Source organism: Streptomyces sp. Edi2, assembly GCF_040253635.1.
Taxonomy (GTDB): domain Bacteria; phylum Actinomycetota; class Actinomycetes; order Streptomycetales; family Streptomycetaceae; genus Streptomyces.
Genome location: NZ_JBEJGX010000003.1, coordinates 4,478,360 through 4,500,462 on the forward strand (window position 1 = coordinate 4,478,360; position 22,103 = coordinate 4,500,462).

Annotated in this window: 20 protein-coding genes; 8 read left to right on the top strand and 12 right to left on the bottom strand. The window is 70.9% G+C overall.

Annotated features, from left to right (window positions below):
- Positions 1-171 precede the first annotated feature (171 nt).
- Genes ABR737_RS23100 through pdhA form a run of 3 tightly spaced genes read right to left on the bottom strand, consistent with a single transcriptional unit; the run spans position 172 to position 4,135 of the window.
- Complete coding sequence (locus ABR737_RS23100; RefSeq protein ID WP_350252011.1) at positions 172-1,908, bottom strand: dihydrolipoamide acetyltransferase family protein; 1,737 nt, start codon at positions 1,906-1,908, stop codon at positions 172-174.
- Entirely contained in the window at positions 1,908-2,945 is a 1,038-nt protein-coding gene (locus tag ABR737_RS23105) for an alpha-ketoacid dehydrogenase subunit beta (protein WP_350252012.1), read from the bottom strand. Before ABR737_RS23105 ends, ABR737_RS23100 begins: the two co-directional genes overlap by 1 nt.
- Positions 2,942-4,135: a pyruvate dehydrogenase (acetyl-transferring) E1 component subunit alpha gene (gene pdhA, locus ABR737_RS23110; RefSeq protein WP_350252013.1), complete on the bottom strand. Its 1,194-nt coding sequence runs from the start codon at positions 4,133-4,135 to the stop codon at positions 2,942-2,944. Before pdhA ends, ABR737_RS23105 begins: the two co-directional genes overlap by 4 nt.
- Positions 4,136-4,360: 225 nt before the next feature.
- Between pdhA and ABR737_RS23115 the strand changes: the two genes are divergently transcribed.
- Positions 4,361-4,939, top strand: a complete 579-nt coding sequence (locus ABR737_RS23115; RefSeq protein ID WP_350252014.1) for an Lrp/AsnC family transcriptional regulator — start codon at positions 4,361-4,363, stop codon at positions 4,937-4,939.
- Positions 4,940-5,054: 115 nt separating this feature from the next.
- On the opposite strand, the gene ABR737_RS23120 is transcribed toward ABR737_RS23115, so the two are convergent.
- On the bottom strand, positions 5,055-5,645 hold the full coding sequence (locus ABR737_RS23120) for a TetR/AcrR family transcriptional regulator (RefSeq protein ID WP_350252015.1): 591 nt from the start codon (positions 5,643-5,645) through the stop codon (positions 5,055-5,057).
- An 11-nt stretch (positions 5,646-5,656) separates the two neighbouring features.
- On the bottom strand, positions 5,657-7,168 hold the full coding sequence (locus tag ABR737_RS23125) for a 3-hydroxyacyl-CoA dehydrogenase (protein ID WP_350252016.1): 1,512 nt from the start codon (positions 7,166-7,168) through the stop codon (positions 5,657-5,659).
- A gap of 148 nt (positions 7,169-7,316) precedes the next feature.
- Here ABR737_RS23125 and paaN point away from each other — a divergent pair, with 148 nt between their 5' ends.
- Complete coding sequence (gene paaN / locus ABR737_RS23130; RefSeq protein ID WP_350252017.1) at positions 7,317-8,999, top strand: phenylacetic acid degradation protein PaaN; 1,683 nt, start codon at positions 7,317-7,319, stop codon at positions 8,997-8,999.
- 102 nt (positions 9,000-9,101) lie between these two features.
- On the opposite strand, the gene ABR737_RS23135 is transcribed toward paaN, so the two are convergent.
- Genes ABR737_RS23135 through ABR737_RS23145 form a run of 3 tightly spaced genes read right to left on the bottom strand, consistent with a single transcriptional unit; the run spans position 9,102 to position 11,853 of the window.
- Positions 9,102-9,776 carry a TrmH family RNA methyltransferase gene (locus tag ABR737_RS23135; protein ID WP_350252018.1) on the bottom strand — a complete coding sequence of 225 codons (675 nt, stop codon included), beginning with the start codon at positions 9,774-9,776 and terminating at the stop codon, positions 9,102-9,104.
- On the bottom strand, positions 9,773-11,185 hold the full coding sequence (locus ABR737_RS23140; protein WP_502964357.1) for an HTTM domain-containing protein: 1,413 nt from the start codon (positions 11,183-11,185) through the stop codon (positions 9,773-9,775). Before ABR737_RS23140 ends, ABR737_RS23135 begins: the two co-directional genes overlap by 4 nt.
- A complete protein-coding gene (locus ABR737_RS23145; RefSeq protein WP_350256898.1) occupies positions 11,182-11,853 on the bottom strand; it encodes a DUF5819 family protein in 672 nt (223 codons plus the stop codon). Before ABR737_RS23145 ends, ABR737_RS23140 begins: the two co-directional genes overlap by 4 nt.
- Before the next feature lie 166 nt (positions 11,854-12,019).
- On the opposite strand from ABR737_RS23145, the gene paaA reads away from it, so the two are divergent.
- The 6 genes from paaA to ABR737_RS23175 all read left to right on the top strand — a co-directional run bounded on the left by paaA (position 12,020) and on the right by ABR737_RS23175 (position 16,943).
- Complete coding sequence (gene paaA, locus ABR737_RS23150) at positions 12,020-12,973, top strand: 1,2-phenylacetyl-CoA epoxidase subunit PaaA (RefSeq protein WP_350252019.1); 954 nt, start codon at positions 12,020-12,022, stop codon at positions 12,971-12,973.
- Positions 12,970-13,308, top strand: a complete 339-nt coding sequence (gene paaB / locus ABR737_RS23155) for a 1,2-phenylacetyl-CoA epoxidase subunit PaaB (protein ID WP_350252020.1) — start codon at positions 12,970-12,972, stop codon at positions 13,306-13,308. Before paaA ends, paaB begins: the two co-directional genes overlap by 4 nt.
- Positions 13,308-14,024 (top strand): 1,2-phenylacetyl-CoA epoxidase subunit PaaC, encoded by a 717-nt coding sequence (gene paaC, locus ABR737_RS23160; RefSeq protein WP_350252021.1) that lies wholly within the window; start codon positions 13,308-13,310, stop codon positions 14,022-14,024. Before paaB ends, paaC begins: the two co-directional genes overlap by 1 nt.
- A complete protein-coding gene (gene paaD / locus ABR737_RS23165) occupies positions 14,018-14,515 on the top strand; it encodes a 1,2-phenylacetyl-CoA epoxidase subunit PaaD (protein WP_350252022.1) in 498 nt (165 codons plus the stop codon). The genes paaC and paaD overlap by 7 nt, the downstream gene beginning before the upstream one ends.
- A complete protein-coding gene (locus ABR737_RS23170) occupies positions 14,515-15,558 on the top strand; it encodes a 2Fe-2S iron-sulfur cluster-binding protein (protein ID WP_350252023.1) in 1,044 nt (347 codons plus the stop codon). The genes paaD and ABR737_RS23170 overlap by 1 nt, the downstream gene beginning before the upstream one ends.
- 251 nt (positions 15,559-15,809) lie before the next feature.
- Positions 15,810-16,943: an acyl-CoA dehydrogenase family protein gene (locus ABR737_RS23175; protein WP_350252024.1), complete on the top strand. Its 1,134-nt coding sequence runs from the start codon at positions 15,810-15,812 to the stop codon at positions 16,941-16,943.
- 203 nt (positions 16,944-17,146) lie between these two features.
- Here ABR737_RS23175 and ABR737_RS23180 read toward each other — a convergent pair whose 3' ends face one another.
- The 4 genes from ABR737_RS23180 to ABR737_RS23195 form a co-directional block, all read right to left on the bottom strand.
- Positions 17,147-17,491, bottom strand: coding sequence for a rhodanese-like domain-containing protein (locus tag ABR737_RS23180; protein WP_350252025.1), 345 nt, complete (start codon positions 17,489-17,491; stop codon positions 17,147-17,149).
- A gap of 10 nt (positions 17,492-17,501) precedes the next feature.
- Positions 17,502-18,572, bottom strand: coding sequence for a J domain-containing protein (locus tag ABR737_RS23185; protein ID WP_350252026.1), 1,071 nt, complete (start codon positions 18,570-18,572; stop codon positions 17,502-17,504).
- A gap of 372 nt (positions 18,573-18,944) precedes the next feature.
- On the bottom strand, positions 18,945-20,384 hold the full coding sequence (locus ABR737_RS23190; RefSeq protein ID WP_350252027.1) for a DUF2252 domain-containing protein: 1,440 nt from the start codon (positions 20,382-20,384) through the stop codon (positions 18,945-18,947).
- Between the two features lie 219 nt (positions 20,385-20,603).
- Entirely contained in the window at positions 20,604-21,986 is a 1,383-nt protein-coding gene (locus ABR737_RS23195; protein ID WP_350252028.1) for an ABC transporter permease, read from the bottom strand.
- Between the last annotated feature and the right edge of the window lie 117 nt (positions 21,987-22,103).

A 22,103-nucleotide genomic window follows, 5' to 3' on the forward strand; every position in this document is an offset into this window, starting at 1 on the left:
CGCCGGGGGCGAGCGGATCACACCGGTGCCGGCTCTGTGGCAGATGTCAGCTCTGCCACAGCGTCCGCGACGGCCGCCCCCGGAGGTCACCGACCGAACCAGGGTCACCACCACACCGAGCTCACCGACCACAGTCAGGTGGCCACACCGAGCTCACCGACCACACCGAGCTCACAGCCTCCGTAGCAACAGCGCGGGCTGTTCCACGCAGTCCGCCACATGGCGCAGGAAGCCTCCGGCGGTGCCGCCGTCGCACACCCGGTGGTCGAAGGTGAGGGAGAGCTGGACGACCTGCCGGACGGCCAGCTCGCCTTCGTGCACCCAGGGTTTGGCGGCTATCCGGCCGACGCCGAGCATCGCCGCTTCGGGGTGGTTGATGATCGGCGTGGAGCCGTCGACGCCGAAGACGCCGTAGTTGTTGAGAGTGAAGGTGCCATGTGTCAGCTCGGCCAGGGAGAGCCCGCCGCTCCTGGCGGTTTCGGTGAGCCGGGTGATCTCGGCGGACAGCCCCTCGACCGTACGGGCATGAGCGTCCCGTACGACCGGCACGACCAGGCCGCGGTCGGTCTGCGCCGCAAAGCCCAAGTGGACGGCGGGCAGCCGGACGATCTCCTGGGTTTTGGTGTCGACGGTGGCGTTGAGCTCGGGGAATCGTGCGAGCGCCGCGGTGGTGATCCGGGCCAGCAGCGCGAGCAGCGACACCTTGGGGGCGCCCGCCGCATTCATCGCCCTGCGGGCGGCGAGGAGTTCGGTGGCATCGGCGTCCACCCAGCAGGTCGCCTCCGGGATCTCCCGACGGCTGCGGCTGAACTTCTCGGCAGCCGCACCGAGCATCCCCCTCAGCGGGATCCGCTCCTCGCCCGCCGCGGCGTCGGCTCCCGCGGTTCCCAGGACCGTCATGGCTCCGGCGGCGGACGCGGCCCCCACCACGCCTGTCGCACCGGCACCGACGACTCCTGCGGCACCGTTCGTCGCCCTGGCACCCACCGAGGTGACCGCCCCGGCCATCGCCGACGGCTCCGTCTCCTGCCGCGCCCGGATCGCGCACTCGACATCCGTACGGAGAATCAGCCCATCACGCCCGGACCCCGTCAACTCCCGTAGATCCAGGCCGTTCTCCCGCGCCATCCGACGCACCAGCGGAGAAATGACGGCCACCGTACGACTGTCGGCATCCACCACACCGGCCCCGGCCACCCCAGCAGCCCCAGCTGCCCTGTCCGCCTCAGCCGTACCGGCCGGACCGCCCTCTCCGGTGGTGCCGTTGATCCCGGTGACCCCGGCGGCCCTGGTAGCCCCGGTGACGCCGCCTGCCCCCGCAGCCGCCGCCCCGGCACCAGCCGCCCCTGAGCCACCGGCCGCACCATCGGCCACTCCGGCTCCGGCCGAGCCGTCCGTCGCGCCTCCGGGCGTCCGCGGCACGCCCGCCATAGGACTCGCCCCGCCCCCCGGCCGGATCCGGCGCCGCCGCGCGGCCGCCGCGCTCGTGCCGTACCCGACGAGCACATTCCCGGACCCGGCATCCGCCGTGCCCTCCTCGGCCGGAGCGGCGGCCCCGGCGGAAGACGGCGCCGGAGCCCCCGTATCAGGCGCACCGCCCGCCGCACCCGCACCGGCACCCGGCCCCTCCCCAGGGCCCATCCCCGCCAGATCATCGGGCACGGCCCCCACCGCGACCGTCACCAGCGGCGCCCCCACCGGGACTTCCTCCCCCTCCGCGCCGAAGCGGGCGGTCACCACGCCCCCGTACGGGCACGGCACCTCCACCATCGCCTTGGCGGTCTCGACCTCCACCACCGGCTGGTCGATGGCCACCACTTCGCCGACCTCGACCATCCAGTGCACGATCGTCGCCTCGGTGAGGCCTTCCCCCAGGTCGGGCAGGGTGAATTCGCGGACCACGGCCATCACGCACCACGTCCCTCGGTCCAGTCCGACTCCCACTGGAGGCGGGCGATGGTGTCCAGGATCCGGTCCACGCCGGGCAGATGGTGCCGCTCCAGCATGGGTGGCGGATAGGGGATGTCGAACCCGGCGACGCGCAGGACCGGCGCCTCCAGGTGGTGGAAGCAGCGCTCGGTGATCCGTGCGGCGATCTCCCCTCCGGGACCGCCGAACCCGTTGGACTCATGGACGACCACGGCCCGTCCGGTGCGTCGCACCGAGGCGCAGACCGTGTCGTCGTCGAACGGCATCAGCGAGCGCAGATCCACCACTTCCAGGTCCCAGCCCTCGGCACCGGCCGCCTCGGCGGCCTCCATGCAGACGGGCAGCGAGGGACCGTAGGTGATCAGGGTGGCGCTGCTGCCGCGGCGCCGGACCGCGGCACGGCCCAGCGGCGCGACCTCGGCCGGCGCATCGGGCGACCAGTCGGCCTTGGACCAGTACAGGCGCTTGGGCTCCAGGAAGACGACCGGGTCGTCGGAGGCGATGGCGGCGCGCAGCAGCCCGTAGGCGTCCTCGACGGTCGCCGGCGTGACGACCTGGAGCCCTGGAGTAGCGAGGTAGTACGCCTCGGAGGAGTCGCTGTGGTGCTCGACCCCGCCGATGCCGCCGCCGTACGGGATGCGGATGGTCAGCGGCATCGTCAGCGCGCCGCGGGTGCGGTTGCGCATCCGGGCGACATGGCTGATCAGCTGCTCGAACGCGGGGTAGGCGAAGGCGTCGAACTGCATCTCCACGACCGGTCGCAGCCCGTACATCGCCATGCCGACGGCGGTGCCCAGGATGCCGGCCTCGGCGAGCGCGGTGTCGGTGCAGCGGTCCTCGCCGAACTCCTTGGCGAGGCCGTCGGTCACCCGGAAGACGCCGCCGAGGGTGCCGACGTCCTCGCCCATGACATGGACGGACGGGTCGTCGGCCATGGCGTCACGCAGCGCGCGGGTCAGTGCCTGCGCCATGGTGGCGGGCTTGCGCGCAGTAGCCGGCGCGGCGGTGGTTGTCATGGCCTGGCCTCCTCGGCGGAGCCGTCGGCGCCCGCGGTGTCCTCGGTGTATCCGTTGGCCTCGGCGTCCAGCTCGGCACGCAACAGCGCTGCCTGGGCGCGCAGTTGGCCGGTCTGCTCGGCGAAAACGTGGGTGAACAGGTCCATCGGGTCCAGCTCCGGGTCGGCGTTCATCCGCTCCCGGAGGCCGGCCGCCAGCTGCTCGGCGCCGTCCCGGGTGGCGGCGACGAACTCATCGGTGAGCAGATCGCGGGCCGTCAGCTCGTGCTCCAGAAGGGCTATCGGGTCGTGCGACCGCCAGGTCTCGACCTCGGTATCGCTGCGGTAGCGGGTGGCGTCGTCGGCGTTGGTGTGCGCCTCGATGCGGTAGGTGACGGCCTCGACCAGCGTGGGACCGCCGCCCCTGCGGGCCCGCTGCACTGCTTCGGTGAGCACCTCGTGCATGGCGGGCGCGTCATTGCCGTCGACCAGGCGGCCCGGCATGCCGTATCCGACCGCCTTGTGGGCCAGGGACGGCGCGGCGGTCTGCTTGGCGAGCGGCACCGAGATCGCGAAGCCGTTGTTCTGGACGAGGAAGACCACCGGCGCCTGCCAGACCGCCGCGAAATTCAGCGCCTCGTGGAAGTCGCCCTCGCTCGTGCCGCCGTCACCCACCATGGCCAGCGCCACCACTTCGTCGCCCTTGAGGCGGGCCGCGTGCGCCAGGCCCACGGCATGCGGGAGCTGGGTGGCGAGCGGGGTGCACAGGGGGGCGATGCGGTGTTCGTGCGGGTCGTATCCGTTGTGCCAGTCGCCGCGCAGCAGGGTGAGCGCCTGTACGGGGTCGAGGCCGCGGGCCACGGCGGCGAGGGTGTCGCGGTAGCTGGGGAAGAGCCAGTCCCGGTCTTCGAGCGCCAGCGCCGCGGCGACCTCGCAGGCCTCCTGCCCCGTGGAGGACGGGTAGACCGCCAGACGTCCCTGCCGGGTCAGGGCAGTGGCCTGGGCGTTGTACCGGCGGCCGCGCACCAGCTGGACGTAGAGCCGGGTCAGCAGTCCGGAATCGAGCCGCGCCGCGGCGTCCGTACCCAGGAGGCGGTACGGCTCCTCATCGGGCAGGAGGGGCGCGGGATCGACGCGCGGACGCCAGGCGGGCGGGGGGCCGGCCAGGCTGCTCTTCTTCCTGCTGCTGCCGGGCTGCTCAAGGACCGTCATGCCGAGCACCTCCTCGGATCGAAGGGGGTGGCGCGATGCGCCTCATGTGGGTGGTGGGCGAACGGCGGGTGGGCAGGATGGAATCGGCCAGGGCGGGTACGCCCTGCCCTACCGATTGTTCGGTCGTTGATGCATTTTGGCTACAGGCGCACTCAGCCTGTGGACAAACGGTTCTCCACAGCTTGAGATGAAGACAGGGCGTCCACAAAGGGGAGGCGGGACCATATGCCGGGCGAACAGATGGCCAATTCCGACGGGCAGCCGCCCGCACCACCCGCCGCCGGCCCGCCGGCACCCGCACCACCGGCGTCACCCGCCCCGGCACCGACCCCGGCACCGGCGCCAGCCCCGGCCGCACGCCCGCTGGACACCATCGACCGTTCCATCCTGCGCATGCTGCAGACCGACGGCAGGGCCTCGATACGCTCCGTGGCCGAGCGGGTGCACGTCTCGCGCGCCAACGCCTACGCCCGGATCAACCGGCTGATCGACGACGGCGTGATCCGCGGCTTCAGCGCCCTCATCGACCAGGAACGCGCAGGTCAGGGCGCTTCCGCATATATCACACTAAAGATCGTGCAGAACTCCTGGCGGACCGTGCGCAAGCAGCTCACGGCGCTGCCGGGGGCCACCCACATCGCGCTGGTCAGCGGCGATTTCGATGTGCTGCTGCTCGTCCACACCAAGGACAACCGCGAGCTGCGGGAGCTGGTCCTCACCCGTATCCAGTCGATACCGGAAGTGCTCAGCACCCGCACCCTGCTGGTCTTCGAGGAGACCAACCTGGGGCCCGAGGAAGACTGACCCACCCCGGGCGCCAGGCACCGGCGCAGAGCAGGGATCCCGCAGCGCAGGGCTTGCGCAGAGCAGGGACCCCGCAGAAGCAGGACTTCCGCAGGTCAGGCCTGCCTTGCGCAGATCAGGCCTTGCGCAGCCCCGCGAACGCCGTCCGCACCACGGCCTCGGCGACCTCGTCACGGCTCACCGCGCCGCCCCGCCCCGGCCGGTACCACTCCACAATCGAGTTGATCATGCCGAAGAGCAGCCGGGTGGCCAGCCGGATGTCCACGTCGTCCCGGAGGTCACCGTCGGCGGCGGCCTGCTTGAGCAGGTCGGAGACCTCGTGGTCGAACTCTCTGCGGCGCTCCATGGCCCACCGCTCGGCTTCCGTATTTCCGCGCACCCGCAACAGCAGCGTCACGTAAGGCAGTTCGTCCATCAGCACCTCGGCCACGCGCCGGGTGACATGCTCCAGCCGCTCGATCGCCCGCCCCCGGAGGGCGCCCGGCTCCTCCAGCACACCGAACAGCCCGTCCAGGGCGCGGCTTATGGCGCGGCGCAGCAGCTCTTCCTTGCTGCGGACATGGTGGTAGATCGAGGACTTCGAGATGCCTGCCGCTTGGGAAAGGTGCTCCATGGACGTGCCGTCGTAGCCGCGCTCGATGAACACCTCGACGGCGACCGCGAGCAGCGAATCGGGCGTATAGGTGTCGCGCTTGGCCATGGTCATGATTAGAGCACCTATTCCTCGAGGTCCGCACGGCGCCGTAGCGCCCAGGACGGTACATAGCGTCCGCTGGCGTGCCGGTGGTGCATCGAGTCCAGCAGATCCCACACCCACCGGGCACCGAGCCGTTCGACCCACTCCATGGGGCCGCCGGGGTAGTTCACGCCCAGCCGCATGGCCGTGTCGATGTCCTCGGGACTCGCGACCCCGCGTGCCGCCGCATCCACGGCGAAATCGATGATCATCGCGATCGTCCTGGCGACGATCATCCCCGGTACGTCCTCGATGACGCTGACCTGCTTGCCGAGGGCCTGGAACAGCCCGACCGCCTCGGCGAGGTCCGCCTCGGAGACCGCCGCCGAGGCCGCCAGGGCAATACGGGGGGCGGCGCGGTAGTCCAGGGAGAGGTCGAAGCGGATGTCCTTCCCGTGGGCGTTCGACGTGGCCGGACAGCCGTTGGTCAGCGCCAGGCAGGCCCCGCCGGGCAGCCGCAGGAAGCCCTCCGGCTCCCCCGGTGTCCGGTCCCGGGTGACCTTGATGCCCGCCTCCTCGATGAGCTCGCGCAGCACCACCGCGGGGCCGGGCAGCGTCCCGTGCAGGCCCACGGACGCCGGCGCCGGGCAGGGCTCCGCGGTCCGCGGTTCGGGCCGGCGGGCACCCTCGGAGTAGTCGAACCATCCCCGGCCCGCCTTGCGGCCGTGCAGCCCGGACTCGACCAGCCGGCGCTGCGCCAGGGAGGGGGTGAACTTCGGGTCCTGGAAGAAGGCCTGCCACACGGAGTGGGTGACCGCCTCGTTCACGTCCTGCCCGATGAGGTCGGTCAGTTCGAAGGGCCCCATCGCGAAGCCGGTGCCGTCGCGCAGCACCGCATCGATGGTGGCCGGGTCGGCGGCTCGCTCCTCGTAGGCACGCAGGGCTTCGGCGTAGAAGGGGCGGGCGATGCGGTTGACCACGAAACCGGGGGTGTCCGTACAGCGCACCGGCTTCTTGCCCCAGGCCGCGGCGGTGTCGTACGCGGTGGTGGTGGCGGCCTCGTCGGTGGCGAAGCCGCTGATCACCTCGACCAGGGGGAGCAGCGGCGCGGGGTTGAAGAAGTGCATGCCCACACAGCGGCCGGGGTGGCGCAGCCGGCCCGCGACCGCGGTCACGGACAGCGAGGAGGTGTTGGTGGCCAGCAGGCAGCCGGCCGCCACGATGTCCTCCAGGGCGGCGAAGAGCTCCTGCTTGGCGGGCAGTTGTTCCAGGATCGCCTCGATGACCAGTGCGGCGTCGGCCAGCTCCGGAAGGGCGGTGGCGGCGGCGAGGCGCCCGCGGGCGGCATCCCGCTCGTCCGCCGTGATCCGGCCCTTTTCGACCAGCCGGTCCAGCCGTCCCACGATCGCCTCAGCGGCTTGTCCGGCCCGCCCGGGGGCGGTGTCATAGAGGCGTACGCGATGGCCGGCGACCAGCGCCACCTGCGCGATGCCCTGCCCCATGGTGCCGGTGCCCACCACTGCCACGGTGCTGCTGGTTGCGAGAGCCGTCATGCCAGCTGATTCCTCCCCGACCGACTTTTCCACAGGCCGGCCGAGCCCTCTTGCCCCGACCGATCGTTCGGTTACTCTAACTCCGTTGCCCTGTCCGCTCCCAGCCCCTATCCGCTTTCCGCCCAGCTCGACGAGGAGTTGGTCATCGATGGCCGCCGAAATGACCGCAGCGCAGTTGATCGAGAAGCACCGCCCGACCCTCGACCAGGCGCTGGAGGCGATCCGCACCCGCGCGTACTGGTCCCCGCACCCCGAGCACCCGAAGGCGTACGGCGAGAGCGCCGCACCTGACGGGCTGGCCGCCTTCGAGGCCCTGCGCGGCCGCCGGTTCGAGCTCGACCAGCCCGGCACGGACGACTGGACCGGTGAGGAAGTCTCGCCGTACGGCCTGAAGTTGGACATCAGCTATCCGCACCCCGATGTGGACGTGCTGCTGCCGGCCATGCGTGCCGCGCTCCCCGCCTGGCGGGATGCAGGACCCGAGACGCGCGCGGCGGTGTGTCTGGAGATCCTGGCCCGGATCAGCGCCCGGACCCATGAGTTCGCGCAGGCGGTGATGCACACCAGCGGCCAGGCCTTCATGATGGCGTTCCAGGCGGGCGGCCCGCATGCCCAGGACCGCGGTCTGGAAGCGGTGGCCTATGCCTACGCCGAGCAGGCCCGCATCCCGGAGCAGGCGCCGTGGTCCAAGCCGCAGGGCAAGCGCGACCCGCTCGAGCTGTCCAAGAGCTTCACGGCCGTGCCGCGCGGCGTCGCCCTGATGATCGGCTGCAACACCTTCCCGACGTGGAACGGCTATCCGGGCCTGTTCGCCTCCCTGGCGACCGGCAACCCGGTGCTGGTCAAGCCGCATCCGCGCGCCGTGCTGCCGCTGGCCCTGACCGTCAAGGTGGCCCGCGAGGTGCTCACCGAGGCCGGCTTCCCCGCCGACCTGGTCTGCCTGGCCGTGGACAGGCCGGACGAGGGTCTGGCCAAGACGCTGGCCGTCCGCCCCGAGGTCCGCATCATCGACTACACCGGCTCGACCGCCTTCGGCGACTGGCTGGAGACGCACGCCCGGCAGGCGCAGGTCTTCACGGAGAAGGCCGGCGTCAACACCGTCGTCATCGAATCCACCGATGACTACAAGGGCATGCTCGGCAACCTCGCCTTCTCGCTGTCGCTCTACAGCGGCCAGATGTGCACCACTCCGCAGAATCTGCTGATCCCGCGCGACGGCATCACCACGGACGCCGGCCAAAAGTCGTACGACGAGGTGGTCAGCGACCTCGCGGGCGCGGTGAGCGGCCTGCTGGGCGACGACGCACGGGCCAACGCCCTACTGGGCGCCATCGTCAATCCGCAGGTCAAGGAGCGGGTCGACGCGGCGGCCGGGCTCGGCGAGGTGGCCCTGGCCTCCCGTGAGGTGCCCAACACCGAGTTCCCCGGCGCCACGGTCCGCACGCCGGTGATCGTCAAGCTGGACGGCGCCAAGCCGGACTCCGAGGCGGCCTATCTTTCGGAGTGCTTCGGCCCGGTGTCCTTCGCGGTGGCCGTCGATTCCGCGGCCGGCGCGGTGGATCTGCTGCGGCGCACGGTCCGTGAGAAGGGCGCCATGACGGTCGGCGCGTACACCACCTCCGCCGAGGTCGAGCAGCTGGTGGAGGAGGCCTGCCTGGAGGAGTGCGCCCAGCTGTCACTGAATCTGACCGGCGGGGTCTATGTGAACCAGACCGCGGCGTTCTCGGACTTCCACGGCTCGGGCGGCAATCCGGCGGCCAATGCGGCGCTGTGTGACGGCGCCTTCGTGGCCAACCGCTTCCGGACGGTGGAGGTGCGACGGCCGGCATGACGGGTGCGGGTTCTTCCGGGTCCCGCGCCCTGGTGCGGGGCCCGGAACCCGGGATGTTCTCCCAGGCCCCGCGCCGGACACCCGGCGGTGCCCGGGGGGCCGTCAGCCGCCGTCCGGCCCCTCGATCCGCGCATGACGGCCGATCCAGGCGTGCATCGCGATGGCGGCCGCGGCCCCCGCATTGATCGAGCGCGTCGAGCCGAACTGCGCGATCGAGCAGACCAGCGAAGCATGCCGGCGCGCCTCCTCGGTCAGCCCCGGCCCCTCCTGGCCGAACAGCAGCACACAGCGCCGCGGCAGCACGGTCGTCTCCAGCGGCACGGAACCGGGGAGATTGTCGATCCCGATGATCGGCAGCTCCTCGGCCGCCGCCCAGGCGGTGAGGTCCGCGGTGTCCGGGTGGTGGCGGACGTGCTGGTAGCGGTCGGTCACCATCGCGCCGCGGCGGTTCCAGCGCCGCTGCCCGACGATATGGATCTCCTTGGCCAGGAACGCGTTCGCGGTCCGTACGACCGAGCCGATGTTGAAGTCGTGGCCCCAGTTCTCGACCGCCACATGGAAGTCATGGCGGCGGGTGTCGAGGTCGGCGACGATCGCCTCGCGCCTCCAGTAGCGGTAGTGGTCGACCACATTGCGGCGGTCACCGTGCGCAAGCAGCTCGGGGTCCAGGCGGTCGTCCTGGGGCCAGGGCTCCGGATGCGGTCCGACGCCGATCGGGGTCCCGTACCCCTCGTCGTACTGAAGGGGCTCGTCGGGGGCGGTTTTCTCGCTGCTCACCCTACGAGCGTATGGCCACCGCCGCCGTGCCCCGTACGGGCCTCCGGCTCGCCGCCCCCGGTCCCGTCGGCCGGCCGGGCCGCACCGCCGCGCGAAAAGAGCCGTTCGCGCAGGCCGGAGAGGCGCGCGGAGACCCAGTTCAGGAAGTTCGTCGGCAGAAAGACCGCGTCCGCGGTGATCATCGCGAGCGAGAAGAACGGCAGTCCGAGCAGGAACGCGATCGAAAGGTGCTCGCAGATCATCGCGACCAGCAGCACATTCTTCAGCCGGCGGTTGAAGACCGTGAACGGGAAGGCGACCTGCACCATCACCGTCCCGTAGGTGATCAGCATGACCATCACGCCGTTGCTGCCCAGCAGCTCGGACAGGGCCGGCCAGGGGGAGAAGTAGTCCAGGTGCATCGGGTAGTAGACCGCGGTGCCGTCCTGCCAGCGTGAGCCCTGGATCTTGTACCAGCCGGCCGTGGCGTAGATCAGGCAGACCTCGACCATGATCACGAGCAGTGCGCCGTTGTGGGCGAGTTTGGTGAGGGTGTCCAGGACGGTGCGCGGCTCGCCGGGCGCGTAGCGCTGTACCGCCCACCACAGACCATGGGCCAGCCACAGGCCCCACAGCACCGGGCTCCAGCCGATGTGCGGGAACGGGCCGCCCTCGGTCCAGCCGAGGCCGTAGCTGCCGTTGAGCTGGGCGAGGGCCAGACCGAGGCCGAGCACGGCCCACAGGATGACGCCGGGCAGATCGCGGGAGGCTGCAGGTGCGCGCCCGGCTTCCTCCCCGCCGGAGGCGTACGCGGCGGCCGCTGCCCGCTTGGCACGGCGTGCGTCCAGCGACCAGACCTGCCCGCACCGGGTCAGCACGAGATACATCGACATCAGGTGGATGACGTTGTCGCCGCCGTCGCCTATGAAGACGCTGCGGTTCTGCAGCGATATCACGCCCACCATGAACAGCACGGACATGGTGCGGGTGCGCCAGCCGAGCATCAGCAGCGCGGCGGCCACGACGGCGGCGAGGTAGACGCACTCGAACCAGCCGCGGCTGTCGGACCAGGGGAGTACCGAGAAGGCGTGGTTGCTGTCCAGGAGCCGGCGGGCCATGTCCAGGCTCCAGGGGCTGTCGGGCCCGTAGAGCACCGCGCGGTGCGGCCACTCCCGCAGCAGGAACAGCAGCCACGTCGCCGAGAAGCCGATCCGTATCACTGCGGTCTGGTACGGGGCCAGTGCACGGCTGGTGACCAGCCCGAAGCCGCGTCCGATGGCGCGCTCGATACGGGTCTCCTGGTAGGTGTCGGGCTCCGGGGGCGTCTGTGGTGCCTGGGCTTGCCGCGGTATGTCGGCCGGCTCCGTGGTGTGCGGGGCCTGCTGTTCGCTCGGCTTCTGCTGAGGCTGGTGGGGCGTAGGTGACGTCACTGGCTGTTCGCTCCCTCGGGCAGGTCGTCTGCGGTGACCTGCCACCAGGGCAGCACGCGGTACACGGGCTTCACGCTGACCTTCTCGGAGCTCCATGGCGGCGGGCGGACCGCCGTCGTCTGCGAGCGGACCTGGACCTGTTCGACCCGGCCGCCGCCCTTGGTCCACTCGCCGTCCATCCGGAGCAGCACGATCCGCCGGATATAGCGCTCGGACAGCTCTCCGCGCAGGCCGACGGGGCGGCTCTGGGCGTTGTGGGTATTGAGGAAGAGCTCCCAGCCGCGGCGCAGTTGGTTCTGCTGGGTGTGGCTGGGCAGCGGGTTGTGGAGGATGCCCTGGCCGTCGCGTGCGGTCAGATCGGTCCAGCCGGTGGTCCGCGGGGCGCCTTCCTCGGTGCGCAGCCGGGCACGGACCTGTACCGCGATGTTCTGCTGCAGCGGATTGGGGGCGAACAGCTTCCAGTTCTGTTCGTACTCGGGGTAGACGTAGTCGCTGATCAGTGCGCCCTGCTGTTTGCTGAGCGTGTTCGACGGCGCCACGTGCAAGAACATCATGGCGAGATGAATCGCGACGATGACCGCGAGCGCGCAGGCCGCCACCCCTATGACGATCCGCGAGGGCAGCGAGAGCGCGGACAATGGCCGCGTTTCGTCCCCGTATGACTGCATTCCCGCCCCGTTCCCAGAATCCATGCGGTCGACTCCGCTTCGGAACCGTACCTACGCAGCCTCGCGGGGCACACCCTTCCCCGGTTATCCACAGGCTTGACACCCGCGGTCCGCCCGCTCACCATTGAACCGAACGATCGGTCGGTCGGGAGCGAGGGGGCACCACATGACGACGATCGCGCCGGAAGAGACAGCGGCCCGCGAGGCCGTATTCGACGCCACCGTGGCCGCGGACGAACGCATCGAACCGCGGGACTGGATGCCGGACGCCTACCGCTCGACACTCGTGCGCCAGATCGCACAGCACGCCCACTCCGAGATCATCGGCATGCAGCCGGAGGGCAACTGGATCACCCGGGCGCCGTCCCTGCGGCGCAAGGCGATCCTGATGGCGAAGGTGCAGGACGAAGCCGGCCACGGCCTGTATCTGTACAGCGCCGCCGAGACCCTGGGCACCGGCCGCGACGAACTGCTCGACAAGCTGCACTCCGGCCGCCAGAAGTACTCCTCGATCTTCAACTACCCGACCCTGGCCTGGGCCGACGTCGGAGCCGTCGGCTGGCTGGTGGACGGCGCGGCGATCACCAATCAAGTCCCGCTCTGCCGCTGTTCGTACGGCCCCTACGCCCGCGCGATGGTCCGTATCTGCAAGGAGGAGTCCTTCCACCAGCGACAGGGCTACGAGCTCCTGCTGACCCTCAGCCGCGGCACCGAAGCCCAGCACGCCATGGCGCAGGACGCGGTGAACCGCTGGTGGTGGCCGTCACTGATGATGTTCGGCCCGCCGGACGACGAGTCGTCGCACTCCGCGCAGTCCATGGCCTGGAAGATCAAGCGGCACTCCAACGACGAGCTGCGCCAGCGCTTCGTGGACATCTGCGTCCCGCAGGCCGAAGCCCTCGGGCTCACCCTCCCCGACCCGGATCTGACGTGGAACGACGAGCGCGGCCACTGGGACTTCGGCCCGATCGACTGGGCCGAGTTCCGCGAGGTCCTCAAGGGCAACGGCCCCTGCAACGAACAGCGGATAAGCTGCCGGCGGCAGGCTCACGAGGACGGCGCCTGGGTGCGCGAGGCAGCCGCCGCACACGCGGCCAAGCACGGGGAGGTCACCCGATGACGACACCACGCCCTGCCGAAGCCCCCACGGCCACCGCGACGCCGGCCGCCCGGCCCGCCGACTGGCCCCTGTGGGAGGTCTTCGTCCGCAGCCGCCGCGGGCTCTCCCACACCCACGCCGGCAGCCTGCACGCACCGGACGCCGAGATGGCGCTGCGCAACGCCCGCGACCTCTACACCCGCCGCTCGGAAGGCGTCTCCCTCTGGGTGGTGCCCTCCGCGCAGGTCACCGCCTCCTCGCCGGACGAGAAGGACAGCTTCTTCGAGCCGGCCGGTGACAAGCCCTACCGCCACCCGACCTTCTACGAGATCCCGGACGGGGTGCATCACCTTTGATGAACGTCACCGCCACCCCGGCCCTGCCGCTCGGGGACGACGCCCTGATCCTCTCCCACCGCCTGGGCGAGTGGGCCGGGCACGCCCCGGTCCTGGAGGAGGAGGTCGCACTGGCCAATATCGCCCTGGACCTGCTCGGCCAGGCCCGTGTGCTGCTCTCCCTCACCGGCGATGAAGACGAACTGGCCTATCTGCGCGAGGAGCGGCAATTCCGCAACCTCCAGCTCGTCGAGCAGCCCAACGGCGACTTCGCCCACACCATCGCCCGCCAGCTCTACTTCTCCACCTACCAGGAGCTGCTGTTCGACCATCTCGCGACCACCGAGAGCGAGTTGGCACCGCTGGCCGCGAAAGCCGTCAAGGAGGTCGCCTACCACCGCGACCACGCCCATCAGTGGACGCTGCGCCTGGGCGACGGCACCGACGAGAGCCACCTCCGGATGCAACGTGCCCTGGACGCCCTCTGGCGCTTCACCGGCGAACTGTTCGAGCCGGTGGACGGATTGGAAACGGTGCCCTGGCAGGCCCTGCACGACAGCTGGACCGCACGCATCACCGCCGGCCTGGAGCAAGCCACCCTCACCGTCCCCGAAGGCCCCCGGCACGGCGCCTGGACGGCCGGCGCGGGCCGCCAGGGCCTGCACACCGAATCGTTCGGACGCATGCTCGCCGAGATGCAGCACCTCCACCGCAGCCACCCGGGGGCGGCATGGTGACCACCACCGCCCTCGAAGAGGAACTGCTTGCCCTGGCCGGCTCCGTTCCCGACCCCGAGCTGCCGGTGCTCACCCTCGCCGAACTGGGCGTGCTGCGCGGAGTCCAGCTGACCGGCCCCGGCCGGGCCGAGGTGCGGCTCACCCCCACCTACACCGGCTGCCCCGCCATCGAGACGATGGCGGCCGACATCGAGCGAGTGCTGCACGACCACGGGATACCCGAGGTCGAGGTCCGCACGGTCCTCAGCCCGCCGTGGACCACGGACGCGATCACCGCCGAGGGCCGCCGCAAGCTCAACGAATTCGGTATCGCACCCCCGCGCCCCACCAGGGAGGCCGGCGGCCCGGTCGCCGTCGACCTCACCCTTCGCTGCCCGCACTGCGGATCGACCGACACCACCCTGCTGAGCCGGTTCTCCTCCACCGCATGCAAGGCGCTGCGACGCTGTGAGTCCTGCCGCGAACCCTTCGACCACTTCAAGGAGTTGTGATGTTCCACCCGCTCCAGGTCCGGGAGATCGAGCGGCTCACGGACGACGCGGTGGCCGTCACCTTCGCGGTCCCGCCCGAGCTGCGCACGACCTTCCGGCACACTCCCGGACAGCACATCGCCCTGCGCAGAACGGTCGACGGCCAGGAGATCCGCCGTACGTACTCCATCTGCACCCCGGCCACCGGCCGGACCGACCTCCGCGTAGGCATCCGCCTCGTCGAGGACGGCATCTTCTCGACCTACGCGCTCAAGGAACTCACCGTCGGCGACACGGTGGAGGTGATGGCCCCGGCCGGCCGGTTCACCCTCGAACCACGCCCCGGACATTTCGTCGCCATCGTCGGCGGCAGTGGCATCACCCCCGTGCTGTCCATCGCCTCCACCCTGCTCGAGCGGCAGCCGGACGCCCACTTCTGCCTCATCCGCAGCGACCGCACGGCGGCATCGACGATGTTCCTGGAGGAGGTGGCCGACCTCAAGGACCGCTATCCCCAGCGCTTCCAGCTCATCCACACCCTCTCGCGCGAGGAGCAACAAGCCGGCCTGCCCTCCGGCCGCCTGGACGAGGCCCGGCTCCGCTCCCTCCTGCCCGCGCTCCTGAAGACCGACTCCGTCGACGGCTGGTACCTCTGCGGCCCCTACGGCCTGGTCCAGGGAGCCGAACGCGCCCTCCACGCCCTCCACGTGCCCCGCACCCGCATCCATGAAGAAATCTTCCACGTCGACAACGGCGCCCCGTCCGCCCCGGCCGCCGCCACCCCCGCGCACAGCGCCGTGACCGCCACCCTCGACGGCCGCTCCGGCACCTGGCCGGTCCACGACGGCGAGTCGCTGCTCGAGGCAGTCCTGCGCAACCGCGGCGACGCGCCGTACGCGTGCAAGGGCGGCGTCTGCGGCACCTGCCGCGCCTTCCTGGTCTCGGGCGAGATCCGCATGGACCGCAACTTCGCCCTGGAATCCGACGAGGTCGACACGGGGTACGTCCTCGCCTGCCAGTCCCACCCGGTCACGGAGAAGGTCGAGCTGGACTTCGACCGATGAACCTGATGGCTCCGATGACCTCGATGAGCGCGGCCCGGGCGGGCGCGACCACATAGCGCTCGGCAGCCGCCCTGCCCCCGCCCCCTCGCCCGTCCACCGCCGCCATCCCTTCCACCGGCTCCAACACTTCCAACGGACCTGCCCCTTCCAGTCCTTCCCGCCCTTCCAGTGGTTCCGCCATTCCCAATTCCTGGAACATGTTCTACCTTGACGCATCGTCAGTTCGAGGCGGCGCGTGGGAGGACAGTGCAATGGACTTCACCTTCACCGAGGAGCAGCAGGCCGCCGTCGAAGCGGCCAGGGCCGTCTTCGCGGGGGTCGCTCCGGACGGCGTGCCCAGCCCGGCGCTCACCCCCGGTGCGGTCGCCGACGACTTCGACCGCGCCCTGTGGCGCAAGCTCGCCGACGCCGACCTGCTGAGCCTGCCGATCGCCCCCGAGCACGGCGGCGCAGGCCTCGACCCCATCGCGCTCTGCCTCGTACTCCGCGAGTCGGCCAAGGCGCTGGCGCGAGTGCCGCTGCTGGAGGCCGGCGCCGCCGCGCTCACCCTCCAGCGTTACGCGGCCGACGAGTTGGGTGCGCAAGTGCTGCCCCGGATGGCTGCCGGGGGCCTCGTCGTGACCGTCGCCGGGAGCGGGCGCACCGGGCACGAACCGGCCGAACTTGCCGTCGACGCCCGCCAGGAGGGTGCCGACTGGGTCTTCGACGGGGTCCAGACAGCTGTTCCCTGGGCCCAGACCGCGGACCGGATTCTGCTCCCCGCCCACACCCCCGAAGGGCACGCCGTACTCGCCCTCGTCCCCCGCACCCACCCGGGCGTCTCACTCGACGCCCAGATATCCACCACCGGAGAGCGCCTGGCCGAGGTCCGGCTGGATTCCGTACGCCTCAGCGACCAAGAAACGATCACTGACCCGAACGCCTGGGAGTTGCTGCGCAACGTCCTGACCACCGGTACCTGTGCGCTCGCCCTGGGCCTGGGCGAGTGCGTCCTCGCCATGACCGGCGACTACACGAGCAAGCGTGAGCAGTTCGGATTCCCGGTGGCCACCTTCCAGGCCGTCGCCGTCCAGGCCGCCGACCGTTACATCGACCTGCGCGCCATGGAGGCCACCCTCTGGCAGGCCGCCTGGCGCATCACCACCGACGCGGCCGGCCCGCTCCCGCCCGCCGGGGATGTCGCGGTCGCCAAGATCTGGGCCTCGGAGGGCGTACGCCGCGTCGTCCAGACCGCCCAGCACCTTCATGGCGGCTTCGGCGCCGACACCGACTACTCGCTGCACCGCTACCACGCCTGGGCCAAACAGCTGGAGCTCTCCCTCGGCCCCGCCGCCGCCCACGAGGAGGCCCTCGGCGACCTGCTCGCAGCACATATGTTGAGCTGAGGCGGGAGAAGGGAGGGCGGGCGGAAGGGCGGCAGGCACAGCGAGTGTCCGCGGCGCTGCGCTGAGTTTCAGCTCCCGCTCGGCGTCCGTCTTACAGCCCGACCGCGGACGGCCGCCCGATAAAGCCTCCGACACCGAGCAGCCCAAACGCGGCCGCAGGCCGTCCGGCTCCCGGCTCCCGGCTCCCGGCTCCCGGCTCCCGGCTAGATAACCGCCCCGGCGCCGCCCTTGCCATCCGACACGGGGCGGCCGGCGGCCTCCCAGGCCTGCATGCCGCCCGCGACATTCACCGCGTCGACGCCCTGCTGGACCAGATACTGCGTCACCTGCGCCGAGCGCCCGCCGACCCGGCACAGCACGTACACCTTGCCGTCCGCGGGGGCCGCTTCGGTCAACTCTCCGTAGCGAGCGACGAATTCACTCATCGGGATGTGCAGCGCGCCCTCGGCGTGCCCCGCCTCCCACTCGTCGTTCTCACGCACGTCGAGGAGGAAGTCCTCCGGCGTGAGAGCGTCGACATCGACCGTGGGCACAGAACCAAATTGCATGGTCCCGACGCTACCCGACCAGCTGCGCGAGGTACGTCTCGCGTTCCGCGACATCGGCGAGCAGCTTCTCGGCGATCTCGTCCAGGAGCGCGTCCGGGTCCTCCGGCGCCATCTTGATCATCGCCCCGATCGCGCTCTCCTCCAGCTCGGAGGCCGCGGCAGCCAGCAGCTCCTTACGCTCGGCCAGCCACTCCAGCCGGGCGTACAGCTCCTCACTCTCGCTGAGCCGTTCCTCGGCCGGCGCGGGACCCGCCTCCCATTCCTGCGCCAGCTTCCTCAGCAGAGCCTCGTTACCCTGCCCGTACGCTGCGTTGACCCGCGCGATGAACTCGTCGCGCCGTGCCCGCTCGGCATCGTCCCGCGCCAGGTCCGGATGGGCCTTGCGCACCAGGTCGCGGTAGACCTTGCGGGCCTCCTCGCTGGGCCGCACCTTCTGCGGCGGCTGCACCGACTGCTCGGTGAGCATCGCCTGCGCCTCGGAGAACAGCCCGTCCGAGCCCATCCAGCCGTGGAACAGCTCCTCGACTTCCGGCATCGGCAGCACCGACGCACGCGCCTCCTGCGCCTTACGGACATCCTCGGGAGCCCCCGTACGCGCTGCCACAGCCTCGGCGATCTGCGCATCGAGCTCGTCCAGCCGCGCGTACATGGGGCCGAGCCGCTGGTGGTGCAGGCGGGAGAAGTTCTCCACTTCCACCCGGAAGGTCTCCACCGCGATCTCGAACTCGATCAGCGCCTGCTCCGCGGCCAGGACCGCCTTCGCCAGCCGCCGGGTCGCCTCGTCCTGGGCCGCGCCGTCCTGAGCAGCCTCGTCCTGGGCGGCCTGCTCATCCGGCCCGCCGCCCGGCTCGGCCCCCGCCCCGCCCTGAGCGGTAGGCGAATCACCCTGAGCTTCTTGGACGGCGTCCACCTCCTGGGGGGCACCGGTCCGGTCTCCCGAGCCGCCGTCCTGCCCGGCCTCGGCTCTCTGACCGCCGCCGCGGGCGTCCGGTGCCTGCGGCACGGCCGTGGCGTCCGGGGTACCCGGTACGTCCGGTCGGTGCTGACCGTCCTGCGTGTTCTCCGCGTGCGAGTTCGTCACCCGGTCAGCGTACGGCCCAAGCCGGGCCCGGCCCTCCACGGCCATTCACTCGTTTCCTACCGGGGCCCTTCCCCCCCCATCCCACCCACCCCCTCAGCCGCCCGGCTCCTCAGCAGACCCCTCCGTCGACAGTCCCAGCAGCCCTCGACAGCCCCCGGCAGACCCCAGCTGCCCTGGCTGCTCTGGCTGCCCCAGCTGCCCTGGCTGCCCCAATACTCCGGGCAGGCCCGAGCAGGCCCAGGAACCCCAGCAAGCCCAGGAGCCCGGGCAGAGCTCCTGCCCTTCCCGCTACTCCGACCCGAACCCGGCAACAGTGCCCCAAGCGCCCGCACCGACCTCCCGACCCGGCCGGGAGCCCGAACGTCTCCTCCCTCACACCCCCGTCTCTGCCGCGATCCGACCGTTCTTCACCGCTGTGGCCAGCTCCGCATGGTCTGCTTCCGTGCGGTCCGCGTACGTGACCGCGAAGTTCGCGATCGCCTCGTCCAGCTCCTCGTTCTTGCCGCAGTAGCCGGCCAGAAGGCGAGGGTCGGCGCTGTGCGCATGGGCCCGGGCCAGGAGAGCGCCGGTCATACGGGCGTAGTCATCCATCTGGTCGCCTGACAGCTGCGCCGGGTCCACGCTGCCCTTGCGGTTCCTGAACTGGCGGACCTGGAAGGCCGTTCCGTCCCGCCGGCCGTTCCCCGCGCTCGCGCCACCGCCCGGCGACGCCGCTGCCTCGACCGTCGTCCAGCCCAGCAGAATGTCGCTGACCACCTGCATCCGGCGTTGCCCGAGCACCACCCGGCGTCCCTCGTGCACCACCTGCGGCACCGGGAAGCCGACCTTCGCCACGAACGGCACCAGCACCGAGGCACGGGCCTCCTTCACCTGCAGGACAAGCGGCTCGCCCCGGTGATCCAACAGCAGCACCACATACGACCGCAGCCCCACGCTGCCCGTGCCGACCACACGGAACGCCACGTCGTGTATCGCGTGCCGCGCCATCAGGGGCAGCAGGTCCTCAGGGAGCGTCTCCAGATAGCCGGTGAGAGATGCGGCCACGGCGGCCGCTTCCGCATCAGGCACCCGCCGCAACACCGGCTGAGCGTCCACGAACCGGCGGCCACCGTCCGGTGTCTCCTCCGTCGCCTTTGCCGCGAACCGCGCGCTGGTGTTCTTGCGCGCCTTGTCCGCCACCCGCTCCAGCGTCCCCACGAGATCCTTTGCGTCGGCGTGCGAGACCAGCGCCTCATCGGCGATGGCGTTCCACGCCTCGGTCACCGGCAGCTTCGCCAGCAACCGCATCGTGCGCCGGTACGCGCCCGCCGCGTCCTGCGCCGCCTTGCGGCAGTCGCCCTCGCCGGCACCCGCCTCCCGGCCCGCCAGCACCATCGACGTCGCAAGCCGCTTCACATCCCACTCCCACGGCCCGTACAGGGTCTCGTCGAAGTCGTTGAGATCGATGACCAGCTGACCGCGGGCGTCGCCGTAGAGTCCGAAGTTGGCGGCGTGGGCGTCCCCGCAGATCTGCGCGCCGATGCCGGTCACGGGGCTGCCCGTCAGGTCGTACGCCATCAGGCCCGCAGAGCCGCGGAGGAAGGCGAAGGGGCTCGCGGCCATCCGGCCGACCCGTATCGGTGTCAGGTCGGGCAGTCGGCCGGCATTGGACTGCTCAACCGCCGCGACCGCATCCGGCCGCCCCGCCGTGAACGACAGCGCGGCCTGCTCGGCTCGCGGAACGCTCTCCCGCAGAGCCCGCCCGGCGGCCTTGGGCGACGCCCCCTGCTTCTCCGCCTTCGCAAACCCCGGTACGTACGGCACACGCGGCATAGCGGGCCACCTCCCCCTTCACGACCTGCGTTCTTGTGTCCTTGTCCGCTGCGTCCATCAGCCCGCCGAGCGAACCCGGCCTGCCGACGAGCAATGACGTTACCGAGATCCGGTCACACACTGCAGAGCCTGTGGATAACTCTCCGGATCCCCGAACCACGGAATCTCCGAGCAACGGCTCACCAGCCTTCGCCCTCGGGCCCCACCCCGAATCAACCGCTAAACCCCCACCGCCTCCTCCATCTCCGTCTCCACATCCAGATCCACATCCAGATCCGCCTCCGCAGCTGCAGCCGCAGCCGTATCCGCGGCCCCAGCGCCCGCTTCCGGCCCGGCTCCCCCTGCCGACCGCACCGTCCGACCTCCCCGCTTCCGCGTCGGCTCCGGCTCCGGCTCCGGCACAGTTGCCGCCACCGCGGCCGCCGCCACCGCCGCGGCATTGGCCGCGGCTTCTGCCTCCGCGGTACGCCGCCGCTTCTCGGCCAGCGCCGCCGCTCCGACCATGAGCAGGCCGGCGACCAGCCACCCCGCCAGCGTCCAGATGTGCCCCGGCAGGCCGTAATCGTCGAAGTAGACGTGGCTGCGGGTGCCCTCCACGAAGCCCGCGCCGTTCCAGAACGAGTGCAGCGCCGCGAAGAAGCCGTTCTGCATCTCCGGACGGAAGATCCCGCCGGAGGAGGTGAAGTTGAGCATGACGAAGAGAGCCATCACGCCGAGCGTGGTCCAGCGCTTGAGGAAGGTGTGCAGTCCGGTGCCGATCAGCAGAATGCCGGCGGAGTAGAGCCAGGCCATGCCCCACAGGCCCCTGAGACCGTGATCGACGAGGTGGAAGACCGGGCCGGCGAACGCCGCCCCGATGAGGCTGACGACGAAGGACGTACCGATCGCCAGCGCCGCCCGCAACCGGACCGGCAGCACGGCCCCGGCACCGCCGATCACCGCGACCGAGGCGTACGAGCCGATGCTGATCGCGACCAGCAGGAAGAAGATGCCCTGGCCGGTCGGGTCGTTCTCGGCCGTCGGCGCCACGTCCGTGACCTTCAAGGGAGCGCCTTGCCGCGCCGCGATCGGGGTGAAGACCTTCTGCACGACGGAAGCGCTGGTGTCGGATCCGGCGGTCGCCACCAACAGCTCGGGCGCCGCCTTCGCCGAAGCCGCCGCCGTCCCGCCGGAACCGGCCCCTCCGGATGCCCCCTTCGCCGGCGCCTTCTCCGTCCCCTTCGCCGAAGTCTTCGTCGCATCCTTCGCCACACCCTGCGCGTGGATCACATACGCACCGAAGATCTCCTGGTGCTTGAGCCGGTCGACCGCCGCAGCCCGGTCAGCAACGGTCCACACCTCCAGGTCACCGTCCGCCTTGTCGTTGATCGACTGGGCGAGCAGCTGCGCGCTCCGGCCCTGCCCGACGACCGCGACGGGCAGGTGATGCGGTGCCGGGTTCGCGAAGGCGCCCAGGTACGCCAGACCCATCCCGATGCACATCAGCAGCGGGGTGATCAGGTGCGTCAGCACATGACGCAGCCCGGCGGAGTGGGGGGAGCGCGCGGAACGGTGGCTGCCGTGCTGCTCGCTTCGATGGTCGGGGCGTCGGACCGTACTCATGGACAGGCCTTCTCAGCTCGTCGGCTCAGCTGTCGCCACACCTACCGGTGATCAGTAGTTGGCAAATACAACTCTCAATATGCGTTGTACTATACAACTACCTCTGCGAAAGGCAAC

What these genes read in the sequence shown, in the direction of transcription:
- ABR737_RS23125 (WP_350252016.1), bottom strand. Translation starts at nt 7,168, where the DNA reads ATGACGGCTCTCGCAACCAGCAGCACCGTGGCAGTGGTGGGCACCGGC.
- paaA (WP_350252019.1), top strand. Translation starts at nt 12,020, where the DNA reads ATGACGACGATCGCGCCGGAAGAGACAGCGGCCCGCGAGGCCGTATTC.
- ABR737_RS23195 (WP_350252028.1), bottom strand. Translation starts at nt 21,986, where the DNA reads ATGAGTACGGTCCGACGCCCCGACCATCGAAGCGAGCAGCACGGCAGC.
- pdhA (WP_350252013.1), bottom strand. Translation starts at nt 4,135, where the DNA reads ATGACGGTCCTTGAGCAGCCCGGCAGCAGCAGGAAGAAGAGCAGCCTG.
- paaN (WP_350252017.1), top strand. Translation starts at nt 7,317, where the DNA reads ATGGCCGCCGAAATGACCGCAGCGCAGTTGATCGAGAAGCACCGCCCG.
- ABR737_RS23180 (WP_350252025.1), bottom strand. Translation starts at nt 17,491, where the DNA reads ATGCAATTTGGTTCTGTGCCCACGGTCGATGTCGACGCTCTCACGCCG.
- ABR737_RS23120 (WP_350252015.1), bottom strand. Translation starts at nt 5,645, where the DNA reads ATGACCATGGCCAAGCGCGACACCTATACGCCCGATTCGCTGCTCGCG.
- paaB (WP_350252020.1), top strand. Translation starts at nt 12,970, where the DNA reads ATGACGACACCACGCCCTGCCGAAGCCCCCACGGCCACCGCGACGCCG.
- ABR737_RS23190 (WP_350252027.1), bottom strand. Translation starts at nt 20,384, where the DNA reads ATGCCGCGTGTGCCGTACGTACCGGGGTTTGCGAAGGCGGAGAAGCAG.
- ABR737_RS23170 (WP_350252023.1), top strand. Translation starts at nt 14,515, where the DNA reads ATGTTCCACCCGCTCCAGGTCCGGGAGATCGAGCGGCTCACGGACGAC.
- ABR737_RS23105 (WP_350252012.1), bottom strand. Translation starts at nt 2,945, where the DNA reads ATGACAACCACCGCCGCGCCGGCTACTGCGCGCAAGCCCGCCACCATG.
- paaD (WP_350252022.1), top strand. Translation starts at nt 14,018, where the DNA reads ATGGTGACCACCACCGCCCTCGAAGAGGAACTGCTTGCCCTGGCCGGC.
- ABR737_RS23100 (WP_350252011.1), bottom strand. Translation starts at nt 1,908, where the DNA reads ATGGCCGTGGTCCGCGAATTCACCCTGCCCGACCTGGGGGAAGGCCTC.
- paaC (WP_350252021.1), top strand. Translation starts at nt 13,308, where the DNA reads ATGAACGTCACCGCCACCCCGGCCCTGCCGCTCGGGGACGACGCCCTG.
- ABR737_RS23145 (WP_350256898.1), bottom strand. Translation starts at nt 11,853, where the DNA reads ATGCAGTCATACGGGGACGAAACGCGGCCATTGTCCGCGCTCTCGCTG.
- ABR737_RS23115 (WP_350252014.1), top strand. Translation starts at nt 4,361, where the DNA reads ATGCCGGGCGAACAGATGGCCAATTCCGACGGGCAGCCGCCCGCACCA.
- ABR737_RS23175 (WP_350252024.1), top strand. Translation starts at nt 15,810, where the DNA reads ATGGACTTCACCTTCACCGAGGAGCAGCAGGCCGCCGTCGAAGCGGCC.